The organism is Pantoea sp. NGS-ED-1003 (assembly GCF_000738765.1).
Taxonomy (GTDB): domain Bacteria; phylum Pseudomonadota; class Gammaproteobacteria; order Enterobacterales; family Enterobacteriaceae; genus Pantoea; species Pantoea septica.
In genome coordinates, this window is sequence record NZ_JPQA01000001.1 from 307141 (window position 1) to 320287 (window position 13147).

The following is a 13147-nucleotide window of genomic DNA, read 5'->3' on the forward strand; positions in this document are numbered from 1 at the left end:
GTTATGCAAAATTGTGAAGGGATAATGCAAACAGCAGGGCGGCAGGCACCGCCCTGAGGGAGATTACTTGAAGAGATCGGCGGTGACGGTGAGGTTGCCGCCGCTCTGGTTCTGCCACTGGCGGGTCACGTGGTAGTACTTCGCCCCTTTATCCGCGGCGCGTTTCGCCACTTCTTCCGAGATTTCGGTCGGCGTGCCGAAGTGGCCGGTAAAGGTCACGGTGTCAAACGGCTGCATCTGCGCGGCGGTAATGGCGTTCACTTCCTGAATCGACTGGCCGTTGGCGAGTTTTACGGTATAGCGCTGGCCGGTAGAACTCTGGGTTTCGAAGAAGCGACCAACGCTGTTGCTCGGGGTTTCCGATGAGGCGACGCCCGGGATCTCAACGCGTTTCGCCGCTTCGCCGCCGGCCGCCAGCGCCGCTTTGCCCGCATCGGAGTCTGCCGGGATCAGGTTCGGGCTCTGCACCTTACGCTCTTTCGCGTCGGCCTTATAGACATAGGCGGTCACGTACTGGTTGCCGCCGTTGTTGGCGTCGACCTGGCGCACGATAAAGAACGCGGCGGCACCTTTCTCTTTCGCCGCTTTGCTGATGGCGTCGTTAACGTCTGGCTGGCTGGCGAAGAAGCCGCTGACGCTTACGGTGTCGAACGGCTCCAGACGGAAGGCTTCCGCCTTCGGCAGCTCTTTCACGCCGTTCATGACGCGGTAGGTTTTGGTGTTGTTTGCTTTCGGCGCGTCTGCTTTATAAAGATCGGCCGTCACGCGCCAGTTGCCGCTGTTGCCGTTGCTGTCGTTGATGCCCTGAATGTAGTAAGAGGCGGCACCCAGCTCATCCGCACGTTTCGACACGGCGTCGGCCGCGTCGTTAATCGCATTAAATCGGCCGGTGACGTTAATACGTTCGAATGGTTTCAGCTCGGCCGCTTTTTCCGGCGTCAGTTCCTGCGCGGCGAATGCGTTGCCCGCGAGCAGGGATAACAAGGTTGACGCCAGAATGGTGTTCTTCAGCTTCATAAAAATGATCCTTCGCCTTACGCAAAATGAGTACGAAAACGTGCTGGACTCTTGATGTATAACAGATTAGCCGATGATTATTGCATGTTATAAACAGGCTGTCGCAGCCAATTTATGCGACAAATCACGGGAAATTGATAGCGAAATTCATCATGGCGTCATGCAAATTTGCTAAGGACGTTTTTTGTACTGATTATCAGTAAAGGTGGTAATGCTTAGTGCTGAAACAGTTAATGCATTGTTAAATAAAGGTTTTTATTAACCGGATATTCGTCATGACACGATTCTGCTAAGCAGAATATATTTCAAACTTTTCAATTTGCAGTCGCATAGCGCGGCTTTTCTCTTTTGACGCTGAATAATCGTATGAATGTCACTGACAGAGGTTCTGATTGTAGATCGCTGTTCATATTTTCAGTAGGTTATAAATACTTTGATACAAGTGCATTTCGTTCATAAGCGCCTGAAACCCTGTTTCAGGCGCTGCGTCGTTATGCAGTCGACAGGCCATCATCAATTGATGAAAGGGATGAATATGTTAATTGGAATACCCAAAGAGCGATTGCCCAACGAGGCGCGCGTGGCGGCGACGCCGAAAACCGTGGAGCAGCTTATCAAACTGGGTTTTAGCGTTGCCGTCGAGCATGATGCGGGCAAACGCGCCAGTTTTGATGACGAGAGTTTCGTCGCCGCAGGCGCCACCCTTTGCGACAGCCAGCAGATCTGGCAGTCCGATATCGTGCTGAAGGTCAATGCGCCCGACGACGAAGAGATCGCTCTGACCCGTGCGGGAAGCACGCTGGTGAGCTTTGTCTGGCCAGCGCAGAACGCGGCGCTGCTGGAGAAGCTGGCGGCGCGTCAGGTGACCGTGATGGCGATGGATGCCGTGCCGCGCATCTCTCGCGCCCAGTCGCTGGATGCGCTCAGCTCGATGGCCAATATCGCCGGCTATCGCGCTATCGTCGAAGCCGCCCATGAGTTTGGCCGTTTCTTTACCGGACAGATTACCGCGGCGGGAAAAGTGCCGCCGGCGAAAGTGATGGTGATTGGCGCAGGCGTCGCCGGTCTGGCGGCTATTGGCGCGGCGGGCAGCCTCGGCGCCATTGTGCGCGCCTTCGATACCCGCCCGGAAGTGAAAGAGCAGGTGCAGAGCATGGGCGCCGAATTCCTTGAGCTCGATTTCGAAGAGGAAGCGGGCAGCGGCGACGGCTATGCGAAAGTGATGTCAGAAGCCTTTATCAAGGCGGAGATGGCGCTGTTCGCCGCGCAGGCGAAAGAGGTCGACATTATCGTGACCACGGCGCTGATTCCGGGCAAACCGGCGCCGAAGCTGATTACCGCCGAGATGGTGGCCAGCATGAAGCCAGGCAGCGTCATTGTCGATCTGGCGGCGCAAACCGGCGGCAACTGCGAACTGACCGTCGCCGATCGCGTTACCGTCAGCGACAACGGCGTGAAGATCATCGGCTATACCGATCTTCCCAGCCGCCTGCCGACCCAGTCCTCGCAGCTTTACGGCACCAACCTGGTGAACCTGATGAAGCTGCTGTGCAAAGAGAAGAACGGCGAAATCGCCATCGATTTCGACGATGTCGTGGTGCGCGGCGTGACGGTGATCCGCGACGGCGAGGTCACCTGGCCTGCGCCGCCGATTCAGGTCTCCGCCGCGCCGAAAGCCGCGCCTGCGGCCGCGCAGCCGGTAGTCAAGGAGGCGGCGAAGCCCGCACCGACCTGGCGCAAGTATCTGCTGCTGGCGCTGGCGATCGTGCTGTTCGCCTGCCTCGCCAACGTCGCGCCGGCAGAGTTCCTGTCGCACTTCACCGTGTTCGCGCTCGCCTGCGTGGTCGGCTACTACGTGGTATGGAACGTCAGCCACGCGCTGCATACGCCGCTGATGTCGGTCACCAACGCCATTTCCGGCATTATCGTGGTCGGCGCGGTGCTGCAGATGGGGCATGGCGGCTGGGTCACCTTTATTTCGTTTATTGCGGTGCTGATTGCCAGCATCAATATTTTTGGCGGTTTCACCGTCACCCAGCGCATGCTGAAAATGTTTCGTAAGGGGTAACCGATGTCTGGCGGATTAGTAACTGCAGCATACATTGTTGCCGCGATTCTGTTTATTTTCAGCCTGGCAGGGCTCTCAAAGCATGAGACCTCGAAGCAGGGCAATCTCTTCGGCATCAGCGGGATGGCGCTGGCGCTGCTGGCGACCATTTTTGGTCCCGACAGCGGCAACGTCGCCTGGATTTTGCTGGCGATGGTGATCGGCGGCGCTATCGGCGTGCGTCTGGCGCAGAAGGTCGAAATGACCGAAATGCCGGAGCTGGTGGCGATCCTGCACAGCTTCGTCGGCCTGGCCGCGGTGCTGGTGGGTTTCAACAGCTTTATCGATCATGGTCCGGGCCTGCCTGCGGTGATGGAGAATATTCACCTGACCGAAGTCTTCCTCGGCATCTTTATCGGCGCAGTGACCTTTACCGGCTCGCTGGTGGCGTTCGGCAAACTGCGCGGCAAGATTTCGTCGCGTCCGCTGATGCTGCCGCATCGCCATAAACTCAACCTGCTGGCGCTGGTGGTCTCTTTCCTGCTGCTGCTGTGGTTTGTACGCACCGAAAGCACCGGCGCGCAGGTATTCGCGCTGCTGCTGATGACGCTGATCGCGCTCGCCTTCGGCTGGCATCTGGTGGCCTCTATCGGCGGCGCCGACATGCCGGTGGTGGTGTCAATGCTTAACTCCTACTCGGGCTGGGCGGCGGCGGCGGCGGGCTTTATGCTGAGCAATGACCTGCTGATCGTTACCGGCGCGCTGGTGGGGTCGTCGGGCGCCATCCTCTCTTACATTATGTGTAAGGCGATGAACCGCTCCTTTATCAGCGTGATCGCCGGCGGCTTCGGCACCGACAGCAGCGCGGGCGGAGAGAGCGAAGAGGCGGGCGAGCATCGTGAAATCAGCGTGGAAGAGACGGCCGAACTGCTGAAGCACTCTTCATCGGTGATTATCACCCCAGGCTACGGCATGGCGGTAGCGCAGGCGCAGTACCCGGTGGCGGAGATCACCGAGAAGCTGCGCGCGCGCGGCGTCAAGGTGCGCTTCGGCATTCACCCGGTCGCGGGTCGTCTGCCTGGTCATATGAACGTGCTGCTGGCGGAGGCGAAAGTGCCTTATGACGTGGTGCTGGAGATGGATGAGATTAACGACGATTTCGCCGATACCGATACCGTGCTGGTCATCGGCGCCAACGACACCGTTAACCCGGCGGCGCAGGACGATCCGCGCAGCCCTATCGCGGGCATGCCGGTGCTGGAAGTGTGGAAGGCGCAGAACGTCATCGTGTTTAAGCGTTCGATGAATACCGGCTATGCCGGGGTGCAGAATCCGCTGTTCTTCAAAGAGAACACGCAGATGCTGTTCGGCGATGCCAAAGCGAGCGTGGAAGGGATACTGAAAGCGCTGTAACGACAAGGGCGGCCAGCTGGCCGCCCTGAAGTCTCTGCACATCATAAAATGCGAGTGACAAGGACCGAAGAGCAAAGCGTCCCGCGCCAGGGAAGGCGCGGGTCGAGCTGCCAGGGATGGCGATTTTGCGTCTTTGCGATCGGGCTTTGTCACTGGCATCAGCACAGGGTCAAAATTAAAGGGCGGCCAACTGGCCGCCCTTGCTCTTATTCCTCATCATCCTCTTCGTCGTCATCATCGAGCGTAATGGGCGAATTGAAATCGTCAGGCTTGATCGCCAGCAAATCGCAGCGCAGATGGTCGATAACCTGTTCCGCCGTATTGCCGAGAAACGCTGCCGACAGGCCGGTGCGCCCGATGGTGCCGAGCACTACAATCCCGGCGCTGAGCTGGCTGGCGATATCGGGGATCACCTCTTCAGGCAGCCCCTTGGCGACGTGGGTAAACTCTTCGCGGATCGCGAACTTCTGACGCAGCGCCTTCATCGCCACCAGATGTTGACCGCGGATCGCGTCGTTATAGACGCTGGGATCGAAGTCGGGCAGTTCAATCGCGATATTGATCGGGGTAATAGGATAGGCGCCCACCAGATGCACCTCGGTATGGTTCACCATCTCCGCCAGCCGCGTGGTTTCGCGGATTAGCTTCTGATTCAGCTCATCGTGGTGCGGCTCCTCGCTGGCGAGATTGACCGCTACTACCGCTTTGCCGCCTTCCGGCCAGGGCTGATCTTTCACCATCCACACCGGACAAGGGCATTTACGCAGCAGATGCCAGTCGGTAGGGGTGAAGATCACCGCTTCCAGCCGGTCGTGCTGATGCGCCATCTTCAGCACCAGATCGTGCCCGTGCGCCAGCACCTCCTGGATAATCGCTTCATAGGGGCGATTATGCCAGACCACCTTGATTTCGATCTCCACGCCCGCCTCAAGATAGGCGCGCGCCTGCTCGCGGATCCACTCGGTGCGCTGGCTGATCACGCCTTGCCGCATCGAGGCGCGCTCGTCAGGGGAGAGCAACGTGGTCATCTCATATGAGAAGTCGTAAATCGGCAGATAGGCTTTGATTTTGCCGCCGATACGCTGATTAAGGTAAACCGCGCGGCGTAGCGCCGGCTGATCGTCTTGCTGGGGATCGATAGCGACCAGCATATTTTGGTAGCGGGACATAGGGAATAACTCCTTAAACCAAGGCGAACTGGTTTAAAGATAGCCTAAGTTAAGGACGGGAAGAAGCGGAAAAGTTGCTGTGGGATCAATAAACTAACAAATTTGCGGCGCGAATCAGAGTTGCAGAGGCGTTGCGCCCATACCTGCAACTCTAATCATTAGGCGGCCAATTAATTAAGCAGCCTGAACGCTCTGACCGGCCAGTTCGGACAGCAGGTCATGGTTTTCAATAGTGATATATTTGCCTTTCACCGCCAGCATGCCCGATTTCTGAAAACGACCCAGCAGGCGGCTGATGGTCTCGACGGTCAGGCCGAGGTAGTTGCCGATATCGCCGCGCGTCATCGTCAGACGGAACTCGCGCTGCGAGAAGCCGCGCTGGCCGAAACGGCGCGAAAGATTCCAGATAAACGCGGCCAGTCGTTCTTCGGCGTTTTTCTTCGACAGCAGCAGGATCATATCCTGGTCGCCTTTGATTTCGCCGCTCATCAGACGCATCATCTGCTGGCGCAGAGCCGGCATTTTGCCTGACAGATCGTCCAGCGTTTCGAATGGGATCTCGCAGACCATCGCCGTTTCCAGCGCCTGCGCGAAGCTCGGGTGGCTGCCGCTCATAATGGCGTCGAAGCCCACCAGATCGCCCGCCAGGTGGAAGCCGGTAATCTGCTCATCGCCCTGTTCGGTGATGGTATAACTTTTGATAGTGCCGGAGCGGATAGCGTAGAGCGATTTCAAATCATCGCCCGCTTTAAACAGCGTCTGGCCTTTTTGAATCGGTTTTTTGCGCTCGATAATATTGTCGAGCTGATCCAGCTCATGTTCGTTCAGGGTGAACGGAATGCACAGCTGACTAATGCTGCAGTCCTGACAGTGGATGGCACAGCCACCTGACTGAATACGGCGAATGGTGCGTTTTTCAGTGATCATAATGTACGCTCGACGATTATTGACTGGGGTCAATTTTAACATTTTTTGTGCTGAAGGGAACTCGTCCGAGCAGTTTTAGGCTTATAAAGAGTAGGGATGTCAGACGTGGCGCGGAACCGCGCTGTAGCAAGCCCTGCGCGTCACATTTTTGCGATTTGGCACGAAAACTTTCCACTTTTTTTGATCCCGATGCGCATTTTCTAAACAGCAATCTGGCGCGATTCAGCGCTGGCGCACCTTTTTTGGCGTTTGCTACTATTGCATCTGCAGAGGCGGATTTGATCTCTGTTTCCTTGATAACCTGGAGTGAGAAATGACTATGAACCTGGACGATGAAGACCTGTTTCGGGATGCCATGGGTGACGTCACTCCATTGAAAGACAGCGCCAGCACCCTGTGGCTGAAATCGCCCTCGACCAAAGCGCCGCGTCGGCCTGACGCAGAGGCGGAAGAAGAGAACTTTCTGACGCGTGGCTACCTCGACATCATTCCCCTTGCAACGCCGCTGGAGTATAAGGCCGACGGCATTCAGCAGGGGGTGCTGGATAAGCTGCGCAAAGGGGAATACAAGCTGGACGCCAGCCTGAACCTGCTGCGCCAGCCGGTGGAGACCTGCCGGCAGGCGGTATTTAGCTTTATGCAGCAGGCGCGTAAGGATGGGTTGCGCAATTTATTGATCATTCATGGCAAAGGACGCGACAACGAATCCCATGCCAATATCGTGCGCAGCTATCTGGCGCGCTGGCTGCGTCAGTTCGACGACGTCCAGACCTTTTGCACCTCGCAGCCGCAGCACGGCGGCGCGGGCGCGCTCTATGTCGGCCTGCGTAAGACCGAAAAGGCGCGGCTGGACAACCGCGAGCGTCATGCGAAACGTAGCCGTTAATCCGGCGCCTTGCGGATGGTCGCCATCAGGATCTCAGCGCTAAGGCTCAAAGGATAGCCGGTGCGGGTAATAATCCCTACCGGTTCCCCTGGCCCGGATGAGCTGATGGGCAGGGCGCACAGCGCGTTATGCGCCAGATCTTCCTTAATAGCGCCCGACGGCACAAACCAGACATAGTCATAGCGCAGCGCCAGCTGACGCGCCAGCGAGGTTGACGAGGTTTCAACGCAGGTGCTCGGCAGGGTGCAGCCCTGTTCATCGAGCATCTGCTGCGCGATGCGGCGCGGCGCGGTGCCTTCAGGCGAAATTACTACCGGCCACTGCATCGCGCGGGAAAGAGTGACGTTGTCACTTAAAAGCGGGTGTTCAGGGCGCACCACCAGCTTGAGGGATTCAAGAAACAGCAGCTCGTAGGTGAGTCCGGCCATCATATCGCTGTCCGCCATACGACCGATGCCGATCTCGAATTCGCCCGCGCGCAGCCCGGCGAGCAGCACGTTATTGTGCAGAGTGGCGACCTGCACGGTCGCATGGGGCTGCTGCTGGTGAAAACGATCGAGAATTTGCGGCAGCATGCCCATGGCTGCGGTGGTCAGCGCGCCGAGGCGGATCACCACCGGACGCGTCGAGACCGGCAGATTAACGCTCTGGCCCGCGTGGTTGAGCGCATCCAGCACCTTCACCGCGTGGATCAAAAACTGTTCGCCCATGGTAGTGAGCTGCGCGCCCAGTCGGCCGCGCTCAAACAGGCGAACGCCCGTCAGCTCCTCAAGCTCGTTAAGGGTTTTTGACAGCGCAGGCTGGCTAAGGCTCAGCGTTTCCGCCGCGCGTCCCAGGGTTCCCTGCTGCGCCACCGCAACAAAGGTATGAAGATGGCGCAAGCGAATGCGCTGATTGAAAAGGATATTTTTGTCCATCTCTCAAACTTAATGAGTTTTAACGCCGGTCGGCAACCAGTAAAGCTGGGTTTTGTTAACTTTGCTGCAAAATAAAATTAACAAAAAGCGTCCTTTTACGCGAGTTATTGATAAAGCGAAAAAATTAGCTGACTAATCAGCAGGTCCTGCTCATTGAGTTGATCCCACCAGCACAAATTCAACAGGTTAGCGCTTTAAAGTTGAATAATTCTCAATATCATATAAAAATCTGGCGTCTTATCGTTAACGATGGGCTATCATAACCGCCGTTTTTTTTACCAAAACTGATGCCTCAGGGTGAGCGCAGTGAGGAGTTCGCAGTGACCAGCGTCGAAGCCGTGGACGTTCGCCAGTTAATCAATCAGTCAGCGCTCAGCCGCTGGCAGAAGCGTCTGATCGCGCTCTGCTTCATCGTCGTTGCCCTTGACGGCATGGATATCGCCTTAATGGGCTTTATCGCGCCGACGCTGAAGGCGGGCTGGGGGGTAACTAACCATCAGCTTGGCGTGGTGATCAGCGCGGCGTTGGTCGGGCTGGCGCTCGGCGCAATGCTGGCGGGGCCGCTGGCCGATCGCTACGGTCGACGCATGATGATTATTCTGAGCGTCTTTTTCTTCGGGCTCTGGACGCTCGCCACCGCGCTGGCGAACAACATCGAGCAGATGATGCTGTTTCGCTTCCTTACCGGTCTGGGGCTGGGCGCGGCGATGCCCAACGTCGGCACGCTGGTGGCGGAGTATGCGCCGGAGCGCCGCCGCGCCTTTCTTATCACCGTGGTGTTCTGCGGCTTTACCTTCGGCGCCGCCAGCGGCGGTTTCGCCGCCTCCTGGCTGCTGCCGCGCTATAACTGGCATGCTGTGATGATGCTGGGCGGCATTCTGCCGCTGGCGGTGCTGCCGTTTCTGGTGCGCGGCCTGCCGGAGTCGGTGCGCTTTCTGATCAGCCGCCGCGCGCCAGCGACGCGCATTCACGCCATTCTCGAGCGGATGCTGCCGGGCGCGACGCGGCCCGACAGCGCGTTTCACTCTCAGGAGCCGACGCTGCCGACGCAGGGCGCAATCGCTACCGTGGTATCGCGTCGCTATCTGTTCGGCAGCCTGATGCTGTGGGGCGGCTATTTTATGGGGCTGTTTCTGGTCTACCTGATAGGCAGCTGGCTGCCGTCGCTGATTAATACGCTCGGCATGTCGGTCACCGAAGCGGCCATTATCACCGCGATGTATCAGGCGGGCGGCACCCTCGGCTCGCTGTTCGCCGGCTGGCTGATGGATCGCTTCAACGCCACGCTGGCGCTGGCGGCAATCTACTTCTGCGGCGGGCTGGCGATCGTCGCGCTGGGCTTCTCTCCGGCGGAAGTCGGGATGATGAGCGGCATCGCTTTCCTTAGCGGCTTCTGCTTCAACGGGGCCAACACCGGCATGAACGCGCTGTCGGCCAGCTACTATCCCACCCATGCGCGCGCGACGGGCTCTAGCTGGATGCACGGCGTCGGACGCGTCGGCGCTATCCTCAGCGCCTTTGTCGGCGCGGAGATGCTTTCGCTTGGCTGGTCATTCAGTCTGATCTTTGTGCTGCTGGCGATCCCTGCGCTGCTGACCACGTTGATGCTGGTGATGAAAAACCGCTTCGGCTTTAAGCCGATCACAAATCCGTAACTTTTTCGCCTGCCGACAGCGCGTTGCTCTACAGTAGCAGCAATCTCGATCACGTCAGGAGCAGGCAGCATGAATCACTTCCTTAGCGCAGACGCTATTCGTACGCGCTTCTCGCAGGCGATGTCCGCTATGTATCAGCAAGAAGTGCCGCAGTATGGCACCCTGATGACGCTGGTGCAGCGCGTCAACGAGGACTGTTTAACCGATTGTCCGGCGCTGAAAAGCCGGCTGGCTGCGGCGGACGAGCTGGACCGCCTTAACCTGGAGCGTCACGGCGCCATTCGCGTTGGCACGGCGCAGGAGCTTTCGACGCTGCGGCAGATGTTCGCGGTGATGGGGATGGAGCCGGTCGGCTATTACGATCTCTCGCAGGCGGGCGTGCCGGTGCACTCCACCGCGTTTCGGCCGGTGAGCGACGCGGCGCTGCGGCGCAATCCCTTTCGCATTTTTACCTCGCTGCTGCGGCTGGAGCTGATCGACGATCTCTCGCTGCGGGAAAAAGCGGCGGCGATTCTGGCGCAGCGCGATATCTTCACGCCGCGCTGCCGGGCGCTGATTGCCCAGTACCAGCAGCAGGGCGGCCTGGATGAAGCAGACGCCGACGCCTTCGTTAAAGAGGCGCTGGAGACTTTCCGCTGGCACGCGCTGAGCACCGTCGACAGCGCCACCTATCAGGCGTTAAGCCAGCAGCATCGTCTGGTCGCCGATGTGGTTTGCTTTCCGGGATGCCATATCAACCACCTGACGCCGCGCACTCTCGATATCGACCAGGTACAGACGCTGATGCCGGAATACGGCATCGATCCCAAGGCGCTGATTGAAGGCCCGCCGCGGCGCGAGGTGCCGATTCTGCTGCGTCAGACCAGCTTTAAAGCGCTGGAGGAGCCGGTGATTTTTCAGCAGGGCGAAAGCGGCACCCATACCGCGCGCTTTGGCGAAATCGAGCAGCGCGGCGCGGCGCTGACGCCGAAAGGCCGCGCGCTCTACGATCGTCTGCTGACGGCAGCTGGCACCGGCGTCGACAACCAGCAGCATCAGCAGCACCTGGCCGAGGTGTTTCGCGCTTTTCCCGATGATGAGCACAGCCTGCGCGAACAGGAGCTTGCCTGGTTTGCCTACCGGCTGAGCGAACAGGGCGAGGCGCAGCCGCCGCAGCCGGGCGAATCGCTGGCGGCGCTGATTGAACAGGGCCGTATCATTGCCGATCCGATCGTGTATGAGGATTTCTTGCCGGTCAGCGCGGCAGGCATCTTTCAGTCAAATCTGGGCGATCGGGCGCAGGGCCGTTCTGCCGGCCACGCCAGCAGGGCCGATTTTGAAGCAGCGCTGGGCGCGCCGGTACAGGATGAAATGCAGCTTTATCAGGCGCGCCAGCAACAATCGCTGGCCCGATGTGGTTTCCACGACGCTTAGCGGCGTCGATTCAGCATAATCTGCAAATGCACTAAGGACATAGACAACATCTTAACGGCCTGTAGATAATGCCTTAACGCTTTATCAGGGAACAGGTAATGAAAAACAGACGACCTCTGCGCCTCAGCACAGCCGAAGGCGAGCTTAGAGGAAGTATGGATGATGATCTCTTTGTCTTTAAGGGTATTCCATATGCCGCCGCGCCAGTGGGCGCGCTGCGCTGGCGCGCGCCGCAGCCGGTAGCGCCGTGGCGCGAGGTGCGCGACGCGACCGAGTTCGGCGCCGCCTGCTGGCAGAATCGCGCGCTCTGCGCCGTCGCGGGCGGCGGCGATCCCGGTCCGCTCAGCGAAGACTGCCTTTATCTCAACGTCTGGACGCCGGACATCGAACCTGCGCGGCCGCTGCCGGTCATGGTGTGGCTGCACGGCGGCGGCTTCGTAATGGGGTCGGGCGGGCTGGCGCCTTATAACGGCAAGCCGCTGGCGGCGCGCGGCGCCGTAGTGGTGACAATTAATTACCGCCTCGGCCACCTCGGCTTTTTCGCTCATCCGGCGCTGGACGCGGAATATCGCGACGGCGGCATAGTCAACAATTTCGCCTTGCTCGATCAGATTGCCGCGCTGCAGTGGGTGCAGCGCAACATCCCCGCGTTTGGCGGTGATCGTGACAACGTCACGTTATTCGGCGAATCCTCTGGCGCGCGCAGCGTCCTTTCGCTCTGCTGCTCGCCGCTGGCGGAGGGGTTGTTTCATAAAGCCATCGTGCAGAGCGCCTACAGCCTGCCGGACAAACCGCGCAAGGCGGCGCTGCAGCAGGGCGAGCAGGTCGCGGCGCATTTCGGTCTGCCCAATGCCACCGCGCAACAGCTGCGCGCGCTGCCTGCCGACGCCTTCTGGCCGCTGGAGTCGCCTTTATGGCACGGGCCGGTGCCGATTGCCGGCGATGCGGTGCTGCCCCAGCCGATGCTGAATACCTTTATGGCCGCGCGCCAGCATCGCATTCCGCTTATGGCGGGCAGCAACAGCGACGAAGCGAGCGTGCTGGAATACTTCAAGGTCGACAGCGCCGAGGTGATGCGCCAGCTGCGCGTCAACCGGCCGTTCAGCTACCGGCTGCTGAAGTGGCTTTACGATATTCACGATGACCGCCTGCTGGGACGCGCGGCGGCGCGCGATATGGCCTTCAGCGTCATGCCGTGGATCCTGATGCGCGCGCAGCACAATGTCGGCATGCCGGGCTGGCGCTACTGGTTCGACTATATCTCCGAGCAGTCGCGCGATCTCTATCCGCACGGCGCCTGGCACGGCAATGAAGTGCCCTATACGCTCAATACTCTTACGGCGATGCAGCCCGTCGACAGCGAACGGCCCTATACCGCCGCCGATCGCGCCTTTGCGCAGCGTATGGCGGATTACTGGTTCGCCTTTGCGCGCGACGCGAGCGCATTCAGCCATCGGCTGGAGGGGGAAATTAGCTGGCCTGTCTGGCATCCCGGCGATGACGTCACGCTGGCGTTCGGCGAGGGCGGAAAAGAGGCGCTACTGCTAAAGCGCAATTTCTTACGCGCCCGACTGAGGCTGTTTCGCCTGATGATGAAAAGCATGGTGAAGCTTTGACGGCTAATTAATAAGGCGCCAGCAAGGTTTATCACCCATTCTTGCCGAGACGAATGCTGTTAAATCATCAGGTTATCTCTGCGCCGC

At 59.1% G+C, this 13147-nt stretch carries 10 protein-coding genes; 6 read left to right on the forward strand and 4 right to left on the reverse strand.

The window, feature by feature from the left end; all coding sequences use genetic code 11:
- Positions 1–63: 63 nt before the first annotated feature.
- Complete coding sequence (gene ydgH, locus JS46_RS01415) at positions 64–1017, reverse strand: DUF1471 family protein YdgH (protein WP_033747089.1); 954 nt, start codon at positions 1015–1017, stop codon at positions 64–66.
- Between the two features lie 535 nt (positions 1018–1552).
- Between ydgH and pntA the strand changes: the two genes are divergently transcribed.
- On the forward strand, positions 1553–3085 hold the full coding sequence (gene pntA, locus JS46_RS01420) for a Re/Si-specific NAD(P)(+) transhydrogenase subunit alpha (protein ID WP_033747987.1): 1533 nt from the start codon (positions 1553–1555) through the stop codon (positions 3083–3085).
- A gap of 3 nt (positions 3086–3088) precedes the next feature.
- Complete coding sequence (pntB, locus tag JS46_RS01425; protein ID WP_033747091.1) at positions 3089–4477, forward strand: Re/Si-specific NAD(P)(+) transhydrogenase subunit beta; 1389 nt, start codon at positions 3089–3091, stop codon at positions 4475–4477.
- 206 nt (positions 4478–4683) lie between these two features.
- Here pntB and uspE read toward each other — a convergent pair whose 3' ends face one another.
- Together uspE and JS46_RS01435 are read right to left on the reverse strand one after the other, a co-directional pair.
- On the reverse strand, positions 4684–5646 hold the full coding sequence (uspE, locus tag JS46_RS01430) for a universal stress protein UspE (RefSeq protein WP_033747093.1): 963 nt from the start codon (positions 5644–5646) through the stop codon (positions 4684–4686).
- A gap of 174 nt (positions 5647–5820) precedes the next feature.
- Positions 5821–6573 (reverse strand): FNR family transcription factor, encoded by a 753-nt coding sequence (locus JS46_RS01435; RefSeq protein ID WP_033747095.1) that lies wholly within the window; start codon positions 6571–6573, stop codon positions 5821–5823.
- A 319-nt stretch (positions 6574–6892) separates the two neighbouring features.
- Between JS46_RS01435 and smrA the strand changes: the two genes are divergently transcribed.
- Positions 6893–7459, forward strand: a complete 567-nt coding sequence (gene smrA, locus JS46_RS01440; RefSeq protein WP_033747989.1) for a DNA endonuclease SmrA — start codon at positions 6893–6895, stop codon at positions 7457–7459.
- Here the strand turns inward: smrA and JS46_RS01445 are convergent.
- A complete protein-coding gene (locus tag JS46_RS01445) occupies positions 7456–8376 on the reverse strand; it encodes a LysR substrate-binding domain-containing protein (protein ID WP_033747097.1) in 921 nt (306 codons plus the stop codon). The genes smrA and JS46_RS01445 overlap by 4 nt on opposite strands.
- Before the next feature lie 320 nt (positions 8377–8696).
- Here JS46_RS01445 and JS46_RS01450 point away from each other — a divergent pair, with 320 nt between their 5' ends.
- From JS46_RS01450 to JS46_RS01460, 3 genes are all read left to right on the forward strand, one after another.
- Positions 8697–10031 carry an aromatic acid/H+ symport family MFS transporter gene (locus JS46_RS01450; protein WP_033747099.1) on the forward strand — a complete coding sequence of 445 codons (1335 nt, stop codon included), beginning with the start codon at positions 8697–8699 and terminating at the stop codon, positions 10029–10031.
- 69 nt (positions 10032–10100) lie between these two features.
- Positions 10101–11444, forward strand: a complete 1344-nt coding sequence (locus JS46_RS01455; RefSeq protein ID WP_033747101.1) for a VOC family protein — start codon at positions 10101–10103, stop codon at positions 11442–11444.
- Positions 11445–11542: 98 nt separating this feature from the next.
- Positions 11543–13060: a carboxylesterase/lipase family protein gene (locus tag JS46_RS01460; RefSeq protein WP_033747104.1), complete on the forward strand. Its 1518-nt coding sequence runs from the start codon at positions 11543–11545 to the stop codon at positions 13058–13060.
- The last annotated feature ends 87 nt before the right edge of the window (positions 13061–13147 follow it).

Bases quoted from the DNA above. Each gene is read 5' to 3' on its own strand.
- ydgH (WP_033747089.1), bottom strand. From the start codon at position 1,017: ATGAAGCTGAAGAACACCATTCTGGCGTCAACCTTGTTATCCCTGCTC.
- pntA (WP_033747987.1), top strand. From the start codon at position 1,553: ATGTTAATTGGAATACCCAAAGAGCGATTGCCCAACGAGGCGCGCGTG.
- pntB (WP_033747091.1), top strand. From the start codon at position 3,089: ATGTCTGGCGGATTAGTAACTGCAGCATACATTGTTGCCGCGATTCTG.
- uspE (WP_033747093.1), bottom strand. From the start codon at position 5,646: ATGTCCCGCTACCAAAATATGCTGGTCGCTATCGATCCCCAGCAAGAC.
- JS46_RS01435 (WP_033747095.1), bottom strand. From the start codon at position 6,573: ATGATCACTGAAAAACGCACCATTCGCCGTATTCAGTCAGGTGGCTGT.
- smrA (WP_033747989.1), top strand. From the start codon at position 6,893: ATGAACCTGGACGATGAAGACCTGTTTCGGGATGCCATGGGTGACGTC.
- JS46_RS01445 (WP_033747097.1), bottom strand. From the start codon at position 8,376: ATGGACAAAAATATCCTTTTCAATCAGCGCATTCGCTTGCGCCATCTT.
- JS46_RS01455 (WP_033747101.1), top strand. From the start codon at position 10,101: ATGAATCACTTCCTTAGCGCAGACGCTATTCGTACGCGCTTCTCGCAG.
- JS46_RS01460 (WP_033747104.1), top strand. From the start codon at position 11,543: ATGAAAAACAGACGACCTCTGCGCCTCAGCACAGCCGAAGGCGAGCTT.